11 protein-coding genes are annotated in these 14,942 nt (G+C 74.3%); 2 read left to right on the forward strand and 9 right to left on the reverse strand.

Annotated elements, in window-relative coordinates:
- Nucleotides 1-89: 89 nt before the first annotated feature.
- Entirely contained in the window at nucleotides 90-1,088 is a 999-nt protein-coding gene (locus D5H75_RS27585; protein ID WP_202638567.1) for a methionine synthase, read from the forward strand.
- A 569-nt stretch (nucleotides 1,089-1,657) separates the two neighbouring features.
- The gene (locus D5H75_RS27595; RefSeq protein ID WP_119929467.1) at nucleotides 1,658-3,118 is read left to right on the forward strand and encodes a vanadium-dependent haloperoxidase; all 1,461 of its coding nucleotides are present in this window, start codon (nucleotides 1,658-1,660) and stop codon (nucleotides 3,116-3,118) included.
- Nucleotides 3,119-3,247: 129 nt separating this feature from the next.
- Here the strand turns inward: D5H75_RS27595 and D5H75_RS27600 are convergent, their stop codons facing one another.
- From D5H75_RS27600 to D5H75_RS27640, 9 genes are all read right to left on the reverse strand, one after another.
- A complete protein-coding gene (locus tag D5H75_RS27600) occupies nucleotides 3,248-4,201 on the reverse strand; it encodes an electron transfer flavoprotein subunit alpha/FixB family protein (RefSeq protein WP_119929468.1) in 954 nt (317 codons plus the stop codon).
- A 13-nt stretch (nucleotides 4,202-4,214) separates the two neighbouring features.
- The gene (locus D5H75_RS27605; protein WP_119929469.1) at nucleotides 4,215-4,994 is read right to left on the reverse strand and encodes an electron transfer flavoprotein subunit beta/FixA family protein; all 780 of its coding nucleotides are present in this window, start codon (nucleotides 4,992-4,994) and stop codon (nucleotides 4,215-4,217) included.
- A 335-nt stretch (nucleotides 4,995-5,329) separates the two neighbouring features.
- Entirely contained in the window at nucleotides 5,330-6,784 is a 1,455-nt protein-coding gene (locus D5H75_RS27610; RefSeq protein WP_119929470.1) for a serine/threonine-protein kinase, read from the reverse strand.
- Between the two features lie 9 nt (nucleotides 6,785-6,793).
- Nucleotides 6,794-8,506: a serine/threonine-protein kinase gene (locus D5H75_RS27615; RefSeq protein ID WP_242454552.1), complete on the reverse strand. Its 1,713-nt coding sequence runs from the start codon at nucleotides 8,504-8,506 to the stop codon at nucleotides 6,794-6,796.
- Between the two features lie 23 nt (nucleotides 8,507-8,529).
- Complete coding sequence (locus D5H75_RS43500) at nucleotides 8,530-10,623, reverse strand: serine/threonine-protein kinase (RefSeq protein WP_202638568.1); 2,094 nt, start codon at nucleotides 10,621-10,623, stop codon at nucleotides 8,530-8,532.
- Nucleotides 10,624-10,745: 122 nt separating this feature from the next.
- Complete coding sequence (locus D5H75_RS27625) at nucleotides 10,746-11,282, reverse strand: YbaK/EbsC family protein (protein ID WP_119929471.1); 537 nt, start codon at nucleotides 11,280-11,282, stop codon at nucleotides 10,746-10,748.
- 419 nt (nucleotides 11,283-11,701) lie between these two features.
- Nucleotides 11,702-12,544, reverse strand: coding sequence for a M55 family metallopeptidase (locus D5H75_RS27630; RefSeq protein ID WP_119929472.1), 843 nt, complete (start codon nucleotides 12,542-12,544; stop codon nucleotides 11,702-11,704).
- A gap of 222 nt (nucleotides 12,545-12,766) precedes the next feature.
- Nucleotides 12,767-13,540 carry an enoyl-CoA hydratase/isomerase family protein gene (locus D5H75_RS27635; protein WP_119929473.1) on the reverse strand — a complete coding sequence of 258 codons (774 nt, stop codon included), beginning with the start codon at nucleotides 13,538-13,540 and terminating at the stop codon, nucleotides 12,767-12,769.
- Between the two features lie 95 nt (nucleotides 13,541-13,635).
- Nucleotides 13,636-14,784: a glycosyltransferase family 4 protein gene (locus D5H75_RS27640; protein WP_119929474.1), complete on the reverse strand. Its 1,149-nt coding sequence runs from the start codon at nucleotides 14,782-14,784 to the stop codon at nucleotides 13,636-13,638.
- Nucleotides 14,785-14,942 lie beyond the last annotated feature (158 nt).

Genomic DNA, 14,942 nt, shown 5'->3' on the forward strand with positions numbered 1-14,942 from the left:
GGACCGGCTTCGCGGGGCGGGGCGGGATCGGGCGTGCGCGCGGGTGGGGTGGCGGGACGGGGGCGGCGCGGGTCGTAGGCTTGGTGAACGTGATCGAGTACCCGTGGTCCCCCGGCGCCGCGACCGGGGTCGGCTCCCATCCCGGCGACGACCCGCTGGAGGCGGCGCGGGTGGTGTTCGGTGAGCTGCCCGCCCTGCCGTACCTCCCGGAGCTGCCCGATCGCGGGGTCGGCGCGGACATGGTCGGGCGCACGGCCCGGCTGCTCGTGGACATGCCGGTGGAGGTTCAGCCGTCCGGGTGGCGGTTCACCGACCGGCCGGGGCGGGACATGGCCCGCGCCCACGACGCGATGTCGCGCGACCTCGACGCGCTCGAAGAGGTCGCGCAGGGCTACTCGGGGCCGTTGAAGCTCCAGGTGACCGGCCCGTGGACCCTCGCGGGCGCGATCGAGCTGAAGCACGGGGACAAGGCCCTGGCCGACCCCGGCGCGGTGCGCGACCTGACGGCGTCGCTGGCCGAGGGGGTCGCCGCCCACGTGGCGAACGCGCGCCGCCGCGTCCCCGGCGCCGAGATCCTGCTCCAGCTCGACGAGCCCGGCCTGCCCGGGGTCCTCGCGGGCACCGTCCCCACGGCGTCCGGGTTCGGCCGCCTGCGCGCCGTCGAGGAGCCGGTGGCGACCGAGGCCCTGCGCGCGGTCCTGTCCGCCACGGACGCGTTCCCCCTCGTGCACTGCTGCGCCCCCGGCGTGCCGTTCGGCCTCCTGCGTACGGCGGGAGCCCGCGCGATCTCCGTGGACGCCGCCCTCCTCCGCCGCCGCGACGAGGACGCGATCGGCGAGACCCTGGAGGCGGACGTCGCCCTCTTCCTGGGCGTCCTGCCGGCCACGGACGCGGCGATCCCCGACCTGAAGCAGGTGGCCGCCCCCGCCGTGGACCTCTGGCGCCGCCTCGGCTTCCCCCGCGACCGCCTCGCCGCCCAGATCGTCCTGACCCCCTCCTGCGGCCTGGCCGGCGCCTCCCCCGACTACGCCCGGCGTGCCCTGACCACCTGCCGCCGCGCCGCCGAGATCCTCACCGAGATCGAGTAGCCCCTTTCCCCCGGACCGAGCCCCGCCCCAGAAGACCACGCCCCACCCAAAAGGCCGGAGCCCCGGACCAACAGCGGGAGCCCGGGTCAGAAGCGGGAGCCCTGCCTCCGAAGCCGGAGCGCCGCCCAGGAGCACGAGCCTCCACCAGGAGGTTGGGGCCCGCGCCAGGAGGTGGGGCCGCACACCAGGGGCCGGGAGCCCCGGCTCGCAGGGCATGCCGCGCCAGGGATGGGCCCCGGTCCCGGGCGGGGGCCGTTCGGGCGATCCCAGACCTCACCGTGATCTCGCGATCGCGCACCCGGCCGGTGAGACCCCGGCCGCCATGTCCAGCGTGCACGATCGCGAGATCACGGCCCCGATCGGGCGCTCCCCCCCGCGCCTGCTCCTGCTCCTGCTCCTGCTCCTGCTCCTGCTCCAAGCCACGGTGCGCGTGCGCGTCGCGGGGGCCACGACATGCGCGCAGGGGGAAGGGTTCTCTCACTTCCGAGATAGTCGAAAATTTGTTCGATAGATGTGAGGCTCGCTTCGGTCGTGTCGGTCGGGGGTCGCCGAGGTGAGGGAGATCTCTCGTGTTCAAGGGCTTACGTGGGCTCGCGCTGGTTCTGGGCGGGGCGTCCGCGCTCGTCATGGCCGCTCCGGCCGCCGGGGCCGCGTCCCGGGCGGAGGCGGCGCCCACGGCCGGGGCGGCGGCGGGCGCGCCTTCCGTCGTGGTGCGGTGGAACCAGGCGCTGCTGGGGGCGGTGCGGACGGGCACGCTGGGGCCGCCGATGGTGGCGCGGGCGCTGGCCGTGGTGCACACCTGCGCCTACGACGCCTGGGCGGCGTACGACGGGGTCGCGCTGGGCACGCGGCTCGGCGGGGCGCTGCGGCGGCCGGAGGCCGAGCGCACCGACGCCAACCGGGCCGAGGCCATCAGTTACGCGGCGCACCGGGCGGCCGTGGACCTGTATCCCGCGCAGCGGTCCGGGTTCGACGCGCTGATGGCCGAGCTGGGGCACGATCCGGCGAACCCCGCGAGCCAGGCGGCGCGCACGGGGCTCGCGGCCTGCGACGCGGTGCTCCGGCACCGGCACGCCGACGGGTCCAACCAGCTCGGCGGATACGCCGACACGAGCGGATACGCCCCCGTCAACCCGCCGATGGCGGTCGCCGAGCCGCTGGGGGCGGTCACGGACCCGGGACGCTGGCAGCCGCTGACCTACCGCAACCGGGCGGGGGCCCTGGTCACGCCGCCGTTCCTGGCGCCGCACTGGGGCACGGTCGCCTCCTTCTCGGGCCGCGCGCGTGACCTGGCCGACGCGGTCCCCGCGCCCCCGGCGTACGGCACGGAGGAGCACCGGGCTCAGGCGGGCGAGATCGTGGCGCTGACCGCGTCGCTGGACGACCGGCGCAAGGCGATCGCCGAGTACTGGGCGGACGGCCCGGCCAGCGAGACGCCCCCGGGGCACTGGAGCCTGTTCGCCCAGCAGGTGTCAGCGCGCGACGGGCACGGCCTCGCCGAGGACGTGAAGATGTTCTTCGCCCTGGCCAACGCGGTGTTCGACGCCGGGATCGCGTCCTGGGAGGTCAAGCGCGACCACGACACGTCGCGGCCGATCACCGTGATCCGGTCCCTGCACCGGGGGAAGCAGATCCCCACCTGGGGCGGCCGGGTCATCGACGGCGCCACCTGGGCCCCCTACCAGCCGTCGTGGTTCCCGACCCCGCCGTTCGCCGAGTACGTCTCCGGCCACAGCACGTTCAGCGGGGCCGCCGCCGAGGCGCTGCGGCGGTTCACCCGGTCCGACTCCTTCGGCGGCCAGGCCGTGGTCACCGCCGGATCGTCCCTGGTCGAGCCCGGCGCGAGCCCCCGCTACGACGTGACCCTGCGCTGGCCCACGTTCACCGCCGCCGCGGACGAGGCCGGCGTCTCCCGCCGCTACGGCGGCATCCACTTCAAGGCCGGCGACCTCCAGGGCCGCGCCCTCGGCCGCGCCGTCGGCGCCGCCGCCTTCGACCGCGCGGCCGCCTACTGGTCCGGCCGTCCCTGACCCCTCCGCGCGCGCCCGGCCCCCCGCGCGACTCCCGCCGGGCGCGCGCCGCCGTACGCCTGAGCGTGCCGGAGGGGGCACGCCGAAGGGCCCGGGAGGCGACCTCCCGGGCCCTTCAGGCGGCGCGTGTCACTTGCGCTTCTTGATCTCCTCGGTGAGCTGCGGGGTCACCGTGTGGAGGTCGCCCACGACGCCGTAGTCGGCGAGCTCGAAGATCGGGGCCTCGGAGTCCTTGTTGATGGCCACGATCGTCTTGGCGGTCTGCATGCCGGCCCGGTGCTGGATGGCGCCGGAGATGCCGACCGCGATGTAGAGCTGCGGGGACACGGTCTTGCCGGTCTGGCCGACCTGGAACTGGTGGGGGTACCAGCCGGCGTCGGTGGCGGCGCGGGAGGCGCCGACCGCCGCGCCGAGGGAGTCGGCCAGCTCCTCGATCACGGAGAACTTGTCGGCGGAGCCCACGCCGCGGCCGCCGGAGACCACGATCGCGGCCTCGGTCAGCTCCGGGCGGGCGCCCTTCTCCTGCTTGACCCGCTCGACCACGCGCGCGGCCTTGGCGGAGTCGGACAGGGACACGGTCACCCGCTCCTCGGCCGCCGCGCCCTGGGAGGCCTCGGGGGCGGTGGAGTTGGGGCGGATCGCGATGATCGGGGTGCCGGTCTTGACGCGGGACTTCACGTTGACGCCGCCGCCGAAGATGGACAGCTCGGCGGTCAGGTCGGAGTCCACGCCCACCGCGTCGGTGATCACACCGGACTCGGTCTTCACCGCGAGGCGGCCGGCGATCTCCTTGCCCTCCTGCGAGGCGGCGATCAGCACGGCGGCGGGCGACGCCGAGCCGACGAGCTGGGCGAGCAGCTCGGCCTTCGGGGCCACCACGTGGTCGGCGATGTCGGCGTCGTCGGCGACGTACACCTTCTCCGCGCCGTACTCGGCCAGCTTGGCCTTGGCGTCGGCGGCGTAGCCGGGGCCCGCCCACACGGCCGACGGCTCGCCGAGCGAGCGGGCGAGGGTCAGCAGCTCCAGCGTGACCTTCTTGACCTCACCGTCGACGTGGTCGACCAATACGAGAATCTCAGCCATCGGTCAACCTCCCTTAGACGAACTTCTTCGAGGCGAGGAACTCGGCGACCTTGACGCCACCGTCACCCTCGTCCTTGACGATCGTGCCCGCGGCGCGCGGCGGCGCCACCGCGAAGTCGACGACCTCGGTGGCGGCCGAGGCCAGGCCCACCTTGGCGGCGTCGATCTCGGCGTCCGCGACGGACAGCGTCTCGACCGGCTTCTTCTTGGCCGCCATGATGCCCTTGAAGGACGGGTAGCGCGGCTCGTTGATCTTCTCCACGACGGAGACGACCGCGGGCAGCGACGCCTCGACCCGGTCGAAGCCGTAGTCGGTGAGGCGCTGGATGCGGATCGTGGAGCCGTCGATCTCGACCTTGTTGGCGAGCGAGAGCTGCGGGGCGTCCAGGCGCTCGGCCAGCATCGCGGCGAGCGTGCCCATGCGCGCGTCGGTGGACTCCGAGCCGAGGATGACGACGTCGAAGCCGATCTTCTTCAGCACCTGGGCCAGAGCGTAGGAGGTCTGGAGGCCGTCGGAGCCGTGCAGGGCGTCGTCCACGAGGTGGACGGCCTTGTCCGCGCCCATGGCCAGCGCCTTGCGGATGGTGTCGGTGGCCTTGGACGGGCCCATCGTGAGGACGGTCACCTCCCCGCCGTGGGCCTCCTTGAGCCGCAGCGCCTCCTCGACCGCGTACTCACAGATCTCGTTGATGACGCCTTCGGCCGCCTCGCGGTCGATGGTCTTGTCATCGGGCCTCAGCTTGCGCTCGGTCGCCGTGTCGGGGACCTGCTTCACGCAGACGACGATGTTCATGGCCGGTGGCCGACCTCCCGTGTTCGCGTGCGCCACCGCGAGCGGCTGGCGCCGGATTCCAAGGACGTACGCGCGGCGCGCGCACGAAGTGCCAGAGGCGCGTCCGACGGGCAACGCTCGTCAGGCATGCCCCAAGACTGCCAAACGCCCCCGAACCTTCCGACATCGGGTCGAGCCCGATCGGTGGCCGGCGAGGACGCCGGGTGGCCTGGGAGCCCGCCACCCGCAGGCGACCACGGGCGAACGGGGACTCCCTTGTCCCCCTCGCTCATGTTACCCACGAGTAGCTTGCTCGCAAACCTCACCACCGAACTTTATTCCAGAACGGCGGCGGTTCAGCCGACCATCGCGACGAAACCCAGCAGAACCAGTACGCCCAGGACCACGAGCGCGAGCGTGAACGTGCTGAACGCCGCCGACAGCCCGATCGAGAGCCCGACCACGCCCAGCCCCGACAGCAGGTCCACCAGCACGCGCCGCAGCCGCGGCCCCCGCCACCGCACCACCGTCACCACGATCGCGTCCAGCGTCACGGCCAGGACGTACGCCGACAGCATCAGCAGGAAGACCTCCTCCAGGTACTCCTGCGCCGCCGCCGACACCAGCGCCACGACCACCCCGCCGCCGATCACCCACCGGGTGCGCACCCGCTCGGCGTACCGCGCCCGCGCCTCCTCGGGGCTCGGCGGGCGCTTCACCCGCATGGACTGCGTCGTCTCCTGCGCGACCCCGCCGCGCCGCCGTCTCCTGGACCGGGGCGCGACGTCCGCCGGGCCGCCCACCGCCTCGGCCCCCAGCGCCGCCGCCGTGCCGGACCCCGCGTCCATCCCCATGCCCGCCGCCGTGTCCATCCCCCGCGCGTCCAGGCCGCCCGCCGGAGGGTACGGCGCGGGCCCCGGCCCGGCGGCGCGCGGCTCCGGCCCGCCGGGAGGGACGCCGCCCGCGAACGGGATCGGCGCTCCGCCGTGGGACGCCCCCTCGGCGAACTCCTCCCCGCGCGCGGCCGGGGCCGGACGCTCGACGCCGAGGGCATCGCACAGTTCCCCCGCCGACGGGCGCAGGTCCGGGTCCCGGGCGAAGGCCGGCCGCAGCACCTCCTCCAGCCAGCCCGGCACCCCTTCGAGGTCCGGCTCGTGGTGCACGACGCGATACCCGACCGCCGCGGGCGGCCCCACGCCGTACGGCTGCCGCCCGGTCGCGGCGAACGCCAGCGTGGCCGCCCAGGAGAACACGTCGGCGGCCGGACCGGCGTCGCCGCCCTCCAGGACCTCGGGCGCGAGGTAGCCGGGGGTGCCCAGGACGGCGCCGGTGGTGGTGACCGAGGGCGAGTCCAGGGCGTACGCGATGCCGAAGTCGATCACCACCGGCGACCGGTCGGCCCAGATCACGTTCCCGGGCTTGAGGTCGCGGTGGACCACGCCGGCCGCGTGCATCGACGCGAGCGCCAGGGACAGGCCCCGCGCGAGCCGTACGAGATCGTCGCCGCGCAGCGGGCCGGACTCGGCGACGACCGCGCCCAGGGGGCGGCCCTGGACGTAGCGGGTCACGAGGTAGGGGCGGTCGCCGGCGAGGGAGGCGTCGAGGAGCTCGGCGACGTGCGGGCCGCGGAGCAGGCGCATGGTCTCGACCTCGCGCGCAATCCGGGCCAGGGCGGCCTCGTCGCCGGCGATGTGCGGATGGATGACCTTGACCGCGACGGTGCGTCCCGCCGGGTCGAGGGCGAGGTGGACCTCACCGAACCCCCCGGCTCCCAGACGGGAGAGCGGGCGGTACGGTCCGATCGCCTCCATGACCTGAATCTAGATCCTAATCCCGATCCGGCCGATGAAGTCGTTGACGAGTCCGGTGATGAATTCCCATGTGGTGTCGCGCCCCTCGGAGACGAGTTCACTGATGACCTTGGACGGCGGACGCCACGGCGTCCACGTGGGACTCGCCCCGAGCGCCATCGCGACCAGGAAGAACGCGAGCACGCCCAGCACGAGGCCCGACACCATCATGACCTGCCGGCTGGGGATCACCGCGGTCAGGGTCCGCATCACGGCGCGGCGCGGGGCCGCCCCGCCGGGCAGCACGAACAACCCGGCCGCGAAGGCGGCCGCGCCGTAGGCCGCCGCCCGGTCGGTGCCGAGCCCGGCCAGCCACTTGAGCCCGCCCCACACGCACAAGCCGAACGCGAACGACAGGATCCCGCTCAGCGCGGTGGCGAGCACGGCCCGCGCCAGCGCCATGGGGGTGCCGAGCACCGCCAGCATCGCGTCGTTCCCGTTGCCCCCGCGCACCGAGCGCCGCTGCTCCACGCCCCGGTAGAGGCGGTCCCCGACCCGCAGGCCGACCACGATCACCAGGAGGAACGCGCAGGTCAGCACCGGCAGCATGGCCGCCAGCCCGACCACGATCGCCAGCAGCAGCGCCGCGTGCAGCGGGTGCAGCGCGCGGTACTCCCGCGGCCCGGCCACCTGCCGGTCGTAGGCCGGCTGGGCCCGCCGGTCCGGCGGCGGGTAGGCCGCGGCCCGGGCGTCGGGCACGGGCGGCGGCGCGACCACGGCCGGAGGCGCCTCCTGGTTCCTGGCCTGCCGGGACTCCCGGCGCGGGGGCCGGGGCGGCGGCTCGGCGTAGTTCACCGGCGGCAGCAGGTCGGAGAACGTGTCCTCGCGGCTGAAGACCTTCGTGTGCCCGTGCCCGTCGTCGCGCGCGGGCGACACCCCCGGGACCAGCTCCTGGGCCTTGGCGCGAACGGCTCGCGCGGTGGGCCGGCGGCGCGCCTCGACGTCCAGCGTCTCGGCCAGGAACGGCCGCAGCCAGCCCGGCGCTGCGGACAGGTCGGCGCGGCCCTCCATGACGTTGAAGCAGATCGCCTCGAACGAGCCGGAGCCGAACGGGCCCTTGCCGGTGGCGGCGTAGTAGACCGTGGATCCGAACGAGTGGATGTCGGCGGCCTGGGTGATCTCGCTGTCCTGGAGCACCTCGGGCGCGAGGTAGCCGGGGGTGCCGACGAACATGCCGGTCTGGGTCAGCCGGGTGCCGTCCACGAGGTGGGCGATGCCGAAGTCGATGACCAGCGCCTCGCCGTGCACGATCATGACGTTGCCGGGCTTGAGGTCGCGGTGGATGACCCCGGCCTCGTGGATCGCCACGAGCGCGGCGGACAGGCCGCGGATCAGCCGGACCAGCTCATCGCCCCGCAGCGGCCCGTCCTCCATCACGGTCTGGTCCAGCGACCTCCCGTGGACGTACCGGGTCACGATGTAGGGGCTGCGAGCGGTCACGTCCGCGTCGATGACCTCGGCGACGTGCGGGCTGCGGATGCGCCGCATGGTCTCGACCTCGCGCGCGAGCCTGCGCCTGGCCTGCTCGTTCCCCGCGACGTGCGGGTGCAGGACCTTGACGGCGACCTCGCGCCCCTCGGGGTCCACGGCGAGGTGGACGACCCCCATGCCGCCCTCGCCGATGCGCCGCCGCAGGAGATAGGGCCCGACCCGCTCCTGCGAATCTGCCGCGGTTCCGGTCACCTACATGCTCCCCTCAGCAGTGGTCAATTGGCCTTGTCCCGCAGTCCCTGCAACTCCGTTCCCAGACCCGAGACGTCGAACGGGCTCCAGACCACGGGCGCGGCCCCTGAGCGCAGGGTGGACAGCGCCAGCAACGCGACGAAGAACGCGATCACCCCCAGCAGCCAGGCCAGCGCCATGGACGCCTGACGTCCCGGCACGAGTGCCCCCAGCACCCGCTCCATCTGCCGTTTCGGCCCCTCCACGCCGGGTCCGGCACACATCGTCCACAAGAACGTCGCAGCGCCCCAGCTTAAGGCATTGACCACGGGGACGTCACGGAGTGTGATCGTCAGCAGCAGCGTGACCGGCAGCCCCAGGATGATCGCGTACGGCAGGAGCGCCGCGGTCACGGCCGCGGACTTGCCGAGCGCGGCGGGGTTGCCGAACACGCTGAACACGTCGAGGGCGGCCGAGCCGCCGCTGCGGGCCCGGGCCAGGGCGAGCTCGTCGTGGGCGGCGTCGGCGGCGCGCAGCAGCAGCGCGAACGGCACCGCCACGATGATCACCAGCGCGGGCGCGAGCACGGCGCAGCCGACCATGATCGTCAGCAGCAGGCCGCTCACGACCCGGTAGACCACCGAGCGCCCGGCGACCGAGCTCTGGTATCCCGCCGCGACCGGGTGCGGGCCGGAACTGGCCGCCCGCGGCTTGCCGTACACCCGGCCCTGCCGCTGCGGCGCGGCCGCCGCCGGCGGGGTGTACGGCACGGGCGGTGGGTACTGCGGCTGCGGGTAGGCCGGGGGCGGGTAGGCGGGCGGGTCGTGCCGGACCGTGGGCGCGTCCGCGCGGGACTCCCGCCGTGCCGGGTCGGGCCAGGCGTCGCGGCGGTCGGGCGGGGCCGGGAGGTCCTCGGGGCGCACGACGCCGGTGTAGGCGCGCGTGGGGCCGGGCTGCCCGGGCGGGGCCTCGGGGTCGGTGGGGATCTGGTCGAGGTCCACCCGGTGGGTGGGCACGTCGTCCAGCGTCACGCGGACCGTGGGCCACAGGTCGTCCGCCGGGGGGACGGCGGGCTTCTCCGGCTCGGGCTCGGCCGCCGGGAGCCGCTGCTCGTCCGGGGCGTGGACGGGCCGCCCGCCCTGGTCGCCGAGCAGCGAGACGTACGGCTCCGCGTCGTCGCGGGCCGCGGCCGGGCCGGGGACGGCGGGAGGGAGCGTGCGCGGGGGCGGCGGGACCGCCTGCGGGGCGGGCGGGACCTCGCTGATCATGCCGGTGTGCGGCAGGTCGCCGGTGCTGAACCGGGGCTCGGTGGGGATCTCGCTGGGGTGGCCCGCGGGCCGGGAGGGACCGAGGGACAGGCGCGCGACCTGCTCGGCCAGGAACGCGGCGCCCGGCCGGTCCTTGGGGTCGCGGGCGAACGCGGCGCGCAGCAGCGGCCGCAGCGGCGCCGGGGCCGAGTCCACGTCGGCGCGGCCGGTGGTGATGTTGTAGAAGACCATCTCCAGCGAGCCGCTGCCGAACGGCGGCTTGCCGGTGCACGCGAACAGGACCGTGCCGGCCCAGGCGTGCACGTCGGCCCCCGGGCCGGTCGCGTCACCCTCGATGATCTCGGGCGCGAGGTAGCCCGGGGTGCCGATGAACATGCCGGTCTGCGTCAGCCGGGTCGAGTCCACCGCCTGCGCGATGCCGAAGTCGATCAGCACCGGGTCGCCGCGCACCAGCATGACGTTGCTGGGCTTGAGGTCGCGGTGCACCACCCCGGCCTCGTGCACGGCCGCCAGCGCCTTGGCGATCCCGGCGGCCAGCCGTACGAGCGCCTCGCCCTCCAGCGGCCCGTCCTGCTTGACCACGTCATCGAGGGGACGTCCGGGGACGTACTGGGTCACGATGTACGGCCGCCGCCCGGTCACGTCGGCGTCCACGACCTCGGCGATGTACCCGCTCCGGACCCGGCGCATGGTCTCGACCTCGCGCGCGAGCCGTCGCCGGGCGACGTCGTCTCCGGCGATGTCGCCGCGCAGCACCTTCACGGCGACCTGCCTGCCCTGCGAGTCCTGCGCGAGGTGAACGACGCCCATGCCGCCCTCGCCCAGTCGACGCAGCAGGCGGTACGGGCCGAGCCTGTCGTCCTGATTCATGGCAGTCAGCACCATACCTGCCGATACACCGCCCGTGAGATGAACCATGTGGACACATTCCCTGTCCATACGACGCGCGGGCGGGCCCGAAGGTTTCGGGCCTCACGCCGTATCTCGGTGTTTCACATGGTCAACGGCAGTACTTCCGCCCCCGGCAGGTCCGCGAGCACCTTGCCCGGCGCGGCCAGCTTCGACCGCCGCACCCCGCTGCCGATCACGGCGTACGGCATGGCGGCCACCGCCTCGTCCACCAGGACCGGCCAGTCCGCGGGCAGCCCGACGGGCGTGATGCCGCCGTACTCCATGCCCGTCAGCTCCACGGCCGTGTCCATCGGGGCGAACGACACCTTCCGGACGTCCAGCCGCTTGCGGATGACGCCGTTCACGTCGGCGCGGGCGTTCGCCGGCACCATGCAGGCGGCGTACCGCACCACGCCCTCGCGCTTCCCGCTCACGATCACGCAGTTCGCGGACGCGGCGAGCGCCACGCCGTACCGCTCGCAGAACGCCGCCGTGTCGGAGAGCTCCGGGTCGATCTCCGCCGCGACGAGCTCGTCCCCGAACCCGCCCGCGGCCACGGCCGCCGCGACCGGCGCCCCGAGGATCTCCAGCCGCTCCCGCGCCGGCGCCCAGTCCAGCGTCCCCAGCTCCACCGTCATCTTCCTCTCCTCCCACTCGATCTCGACAGGTCCAATACACCACCTCCGCCGGACTCCCCGAGCCCGATCCCCCGCCCCTGTGGACAACCCGCCCCCTCCCTCTTCGTGATCATGCACTTTTAATCACACCGTGTGCTCAAAACCGCATGATCACGGCGAGGAAGGGACGGCGGCGGGGGGCGGGATGGGGATCCCGGAGAACGGGAGGGCCCCGGAGGGACGGCCCCCGCGAGGATGGTTCCGGAGGTCGCTCTCCCGAGGTCGCTCTCCCGAGGTTGCCCCCTCGGAGGTTGGGCTCCCCAGGTTGGTCCTCCGGGTTGGTCCTCCGGGTTGGTCCTCCGGGGTTGGGCTTCCGGGGTTGGGCTTCCGCAGGGTTACGGGGCTTGCGGGGTGGGTTTCGGGGTGGGTTTCGGGGTGGGTCAGCCGTAGACGCCGCTGGAGCAGGCCACGGTGCCGGCGATCATGGAGAAGATCCCGAAGAGGGCCATGATGTCGCCGTAGTCCTCCGTGGTGAACTCCGTGTGGCGGGGGCCCGCGAGCCGTACGCCCGGGATGTTCGCGCACGAGGCGGCGATGGCCGTGGAGTTCCACTCGACGGCGAGGGTGTAGGGCGCCTCGATGGTGTACGGCCGGAAGTCCGCCCGCCGGTCCAGGGCCCGCAGCGTGGCCTCGCCGATCATCTCCTGGGCCCGGGCGGGCGGGACCAGCTCGGCCGAGAACTTGTCGATGCCCTTCTTGACCGCGACCGTCTCCACGTCGCCGAGCAGCGCCCGCGCCTCCTCGCAGACCGCCTCGTCGCCGGTCACCAGCACCACGGGCACGCCGAGCGACCCGGCGTACCCCGCGACGAGCCGCGTCTCGCCGGAGATCTCGCCGTTGATCCAGACGTTCTGGATCTCCTTGCCCATCCAGGTGTGGTTGAGCACGCCGTTCGGGGTGCCCGCGCACGCGTGGTACCCGACGAAGCACGCCGCGTCGAAGGAGGCGTCCAGCCCCTGGCCCATCCGCATCGGCTTGTACGGGCCCCGGATCAGCGTGCAGCGCGGGTCGATCAGGTCCACGCGCAGGTTCTTCGTGGAGCTGTGCGCGTCGTTGACCACCACGGCCTCCGCGCCGCGCAGGAACGCCGCCTCGATCACCGCGTTGGCGTCGGCCGTCATCAGCTCGCACCCGCGTTCGTACCCGCGCCCGCCCGCGTGCATCTCCTCCGGGTCGGTCAGCCCGGTGACGCCCTCCATGTCCACGGACAGATAGACCTTCATCCCCGACTCTCCGTTCTCAACCGTTCCCGACCGTCCCCGACCGTCCCCGACCGTTCTCGGCGGTCTTCAGCCGTTCCCGGCCGTTCCCGGCCGTTCCCGGCCGTTCCCGGCCGCCGCCCCGCGCCGCCCTTCTCCGCGCCCGTCCTCCGCCGTGCCGTACGGCTCGCGGCGGTTTCTCCCGTCCGGTACGGCCGGCGCTCGCGTCGGCCGTACCGGAACGGCTCAGCGGCCGGTGAACTTCGGCTTGGCGCGCTCGCTGAAGGCGCGCATGCCCTCGCGGGCGTCCTCGGTCGCGAACAGCGAGGCGAACTGGAGGCGCTCGATCTCCAGGCCGGTGGCGAGGTCGGCCTCCAGGCCGTGGTCGATCGCCTGCTTGGCCGCGCGCACCGCGAGGGCGGGGCCGCCCGCGAACTTGGCGGCGAACTCCCTGGCGGCGTCGTAGACCTCGGCGTCGGGCACCACGCGGTCCACGAGCCCGATGGCCAGCGCCTCCTCGGCGGCGACGTGGCGGCCGGTGAAGACCAGGTCCTTGGCGCGCGCCGGGCCGATCAGCCGCGGCAGCCGCTGGGTGCCGCCCGCGCCCGGGATCAGGCCGAGCTGGATCTCCGGCTGGCCCACCTTCGCGCTCTCCCCCGCGACCCGGAAGTCGGCGCACAGGGCGAGTTCGAGGCCGCCGCCGAGGGCGTACCCGGTGATCGCCGCGATCACCGGCTTGCCGATCTCCGCGACGGCCGTGAAGCACGCCTGGAGCCGGCCGGACCGCGCCGCCATGTCGGCGTACGACATGTCGGCCATCTCCTTGATGTCCGCGCCCGCCGCGAACACCCGCTCCCCGCCGTACACGATCGCCGCGTAGACGCCCGCGTCCGCGTCCACCTGGGCCGCGGCCTCCGCGATCTCCTCCTGGACCTGCGCGTTCAACGCGTTCATCTTCGGCCGGTCCAGCCTGATCGTCGCGATCCCGTCCGCCGTCTCGACCCGCACGAACTCGCCCACACAAGCCTCCTGACACCTCGGCCGACCCGTCCCCCCGAGCCTAGCGAAACACCCCCGCGCCCCCACGCCGCCGGGGAGGCGTCACGGGGCCGCCGTCAGGCCGTGCCGACCACCGGCGGGGCGGGGGCGGCGTGCGGCCTGGTCGTGACGTGGGGGGCCGGGCGGGGACGGGCGGCCGCCGCGTCGGGCCGGGCGGGGCGGGCGGCCAGGACGTCGCGGTAGACGCGCTCGTAGCGCTCGGCCATGGAGGCGACGTCGAAATGCCGCTCGGCGTGCTCGCGGCAGGCCAGAGGGTCGATCTCGTGGGCGCGGTCCACGGCGGCGGGGAGGTCGGCCTCGGTCCGGCGGATGAAGCCGGTGCGGCCGTCCACGACCACCTCCGGGACGGAGCCCCGGCCGAGGGCGACGACCGGCGTGCCGCAGGCCATGGCCTCGATCATCACGATGCCGAAGGGCTCCTCCCACTGGATGGGGAAGACCAGGCAGCGGGCGCGGGAGAGCAGCTCGCGCTTCTCGTGGTAGTCCGCCTCGCCGACGTACTCCGCGTGCGGGCCGAGGCGGGGGCGGACGAAGCGGTCGAAGTACTCGTGCTCCGGCGGCTCGGACAGCTTCCCCGCGAGCACGATCCGGCGGCCCGCCTCGCGGGCGACGTCGATGGCCTGGTGCACGCCCTTGTCCGGGCTGAACCGGCCCAGCCAGAGCACCCAGTCCTCCTTGTCCACACGGACCGGGAACGTGCCCACCTGCACGGCGTTGTGCACCGTGCCCGCCCAGTTCAGCTCGGGGGCGCGGGCCCGCTGCGCCCGCGAGATCGCCACCAGCGAGACCGAGTCGCCCAGCCAGCGGTAGTACTCCAGCAGCTCCCCCGAGGCGGGCCCGTGCATGGTCGCCACGGTCGGGATCGCGCGGCCCCGGGCGGCGACCGGCCCGCAGAGCGAGTGGTCGTGCACGAGGTCCACGTCCAGCCCCGCGACCAGCCGCGCCGCCGCGGCGGCCTGCACCGCCTCCGGCAGCGACTCCCCGATCCGGGTCGAGGGCGGGTCCTCGAACGTGCGCAGGAACCGCGCGGGCGTCGCCGTGCCCCCCGCGCCGATGAGCGTGATCTCGTGGCCCCGGGCGTGGAGCCCGATCACCAGGTCCGCCACCATCGCCTCGATGCCGCCGTAGCCCTGCGGCGGCACGCCGTACCAGGGCGGCGCCACCATCGCGATCCGAAGCCCCGTGCCGACGACCCCATCGCCCATGGCGAAGACACCTCCTCCGCGGGACCCCCGGATCTCCCCCGGGACGCTGCTTGCCCGTCGCCGAGATGCCCACGTGCGCTTTATCACCCCAGGCGACGACTGCTAACGCTCCGTGCCCCACGAGTCACGCGGGACCGCCCCGCGCCCGTCACCCGAGG

Origin of the sequence: Bailinhaonella thermotolerans (genome assembly GCF_003594875.1) — a bacterium.
Classification (GTDB): domain Bacteria; phylum Actinomycetota; class Actinomycetes; order Streptosporangiales; family Streptosporangiaceae; genus Bailinhaonella; species Bailinhaonella thermotolerans.

Coding starts and splice junctions, on each gene's coding strand:
- D5H75_RS27600 (WP_119929468.1), bottom strand. CDS start 4,201: ATGGCTGAGATTCTCGTATTGGTCGACCACGTCGACGGTGAGGTCAAG.
- D5H75_RS27605 (WP_119929469.1), bottom strand. CDS start 4,994: ATGAACATCGTCGTCTGCGTGAAGCAGGTCCCCGACACGGCGACCGAG.
- D5H75_RS27610 (WP_119929470.1), bottom strand. CDS start 6,784: ATGGAGGCGATCGGACCGTACCGCCCGCTCTCCCGTCTGGGAGCCGGG.
- D5H75_RS43500 (WP_202638568.1), bottom strand. CDS start 10,623: ATGAATCAGGACGACAGGCTCGGCCCGTACCGCCTGCTGCGTCGACTG.
- D5H75_RS27625 (WP_119929471.1), bottom strand. CDS start 11,282: ATGACGGTGGAGCTGGGGACGCTGGACTGGGCGCCGGCGCGGGAGCGG.
- D5H75_RS27630 (WP_119929472.1), bottom strand. CDS start 12,544: ATGAAGGTCTATCTGTCCGTGGACATGGAGGGCGTCACCGGGCTGACC.
- D5H75_RS27640 (WP_119929474.1), bottom strand. CDS start 14,784: ATGGGCGATGGGGTCGTCGGCACGGGGCTTCGGATCGCGATGGTGGCG.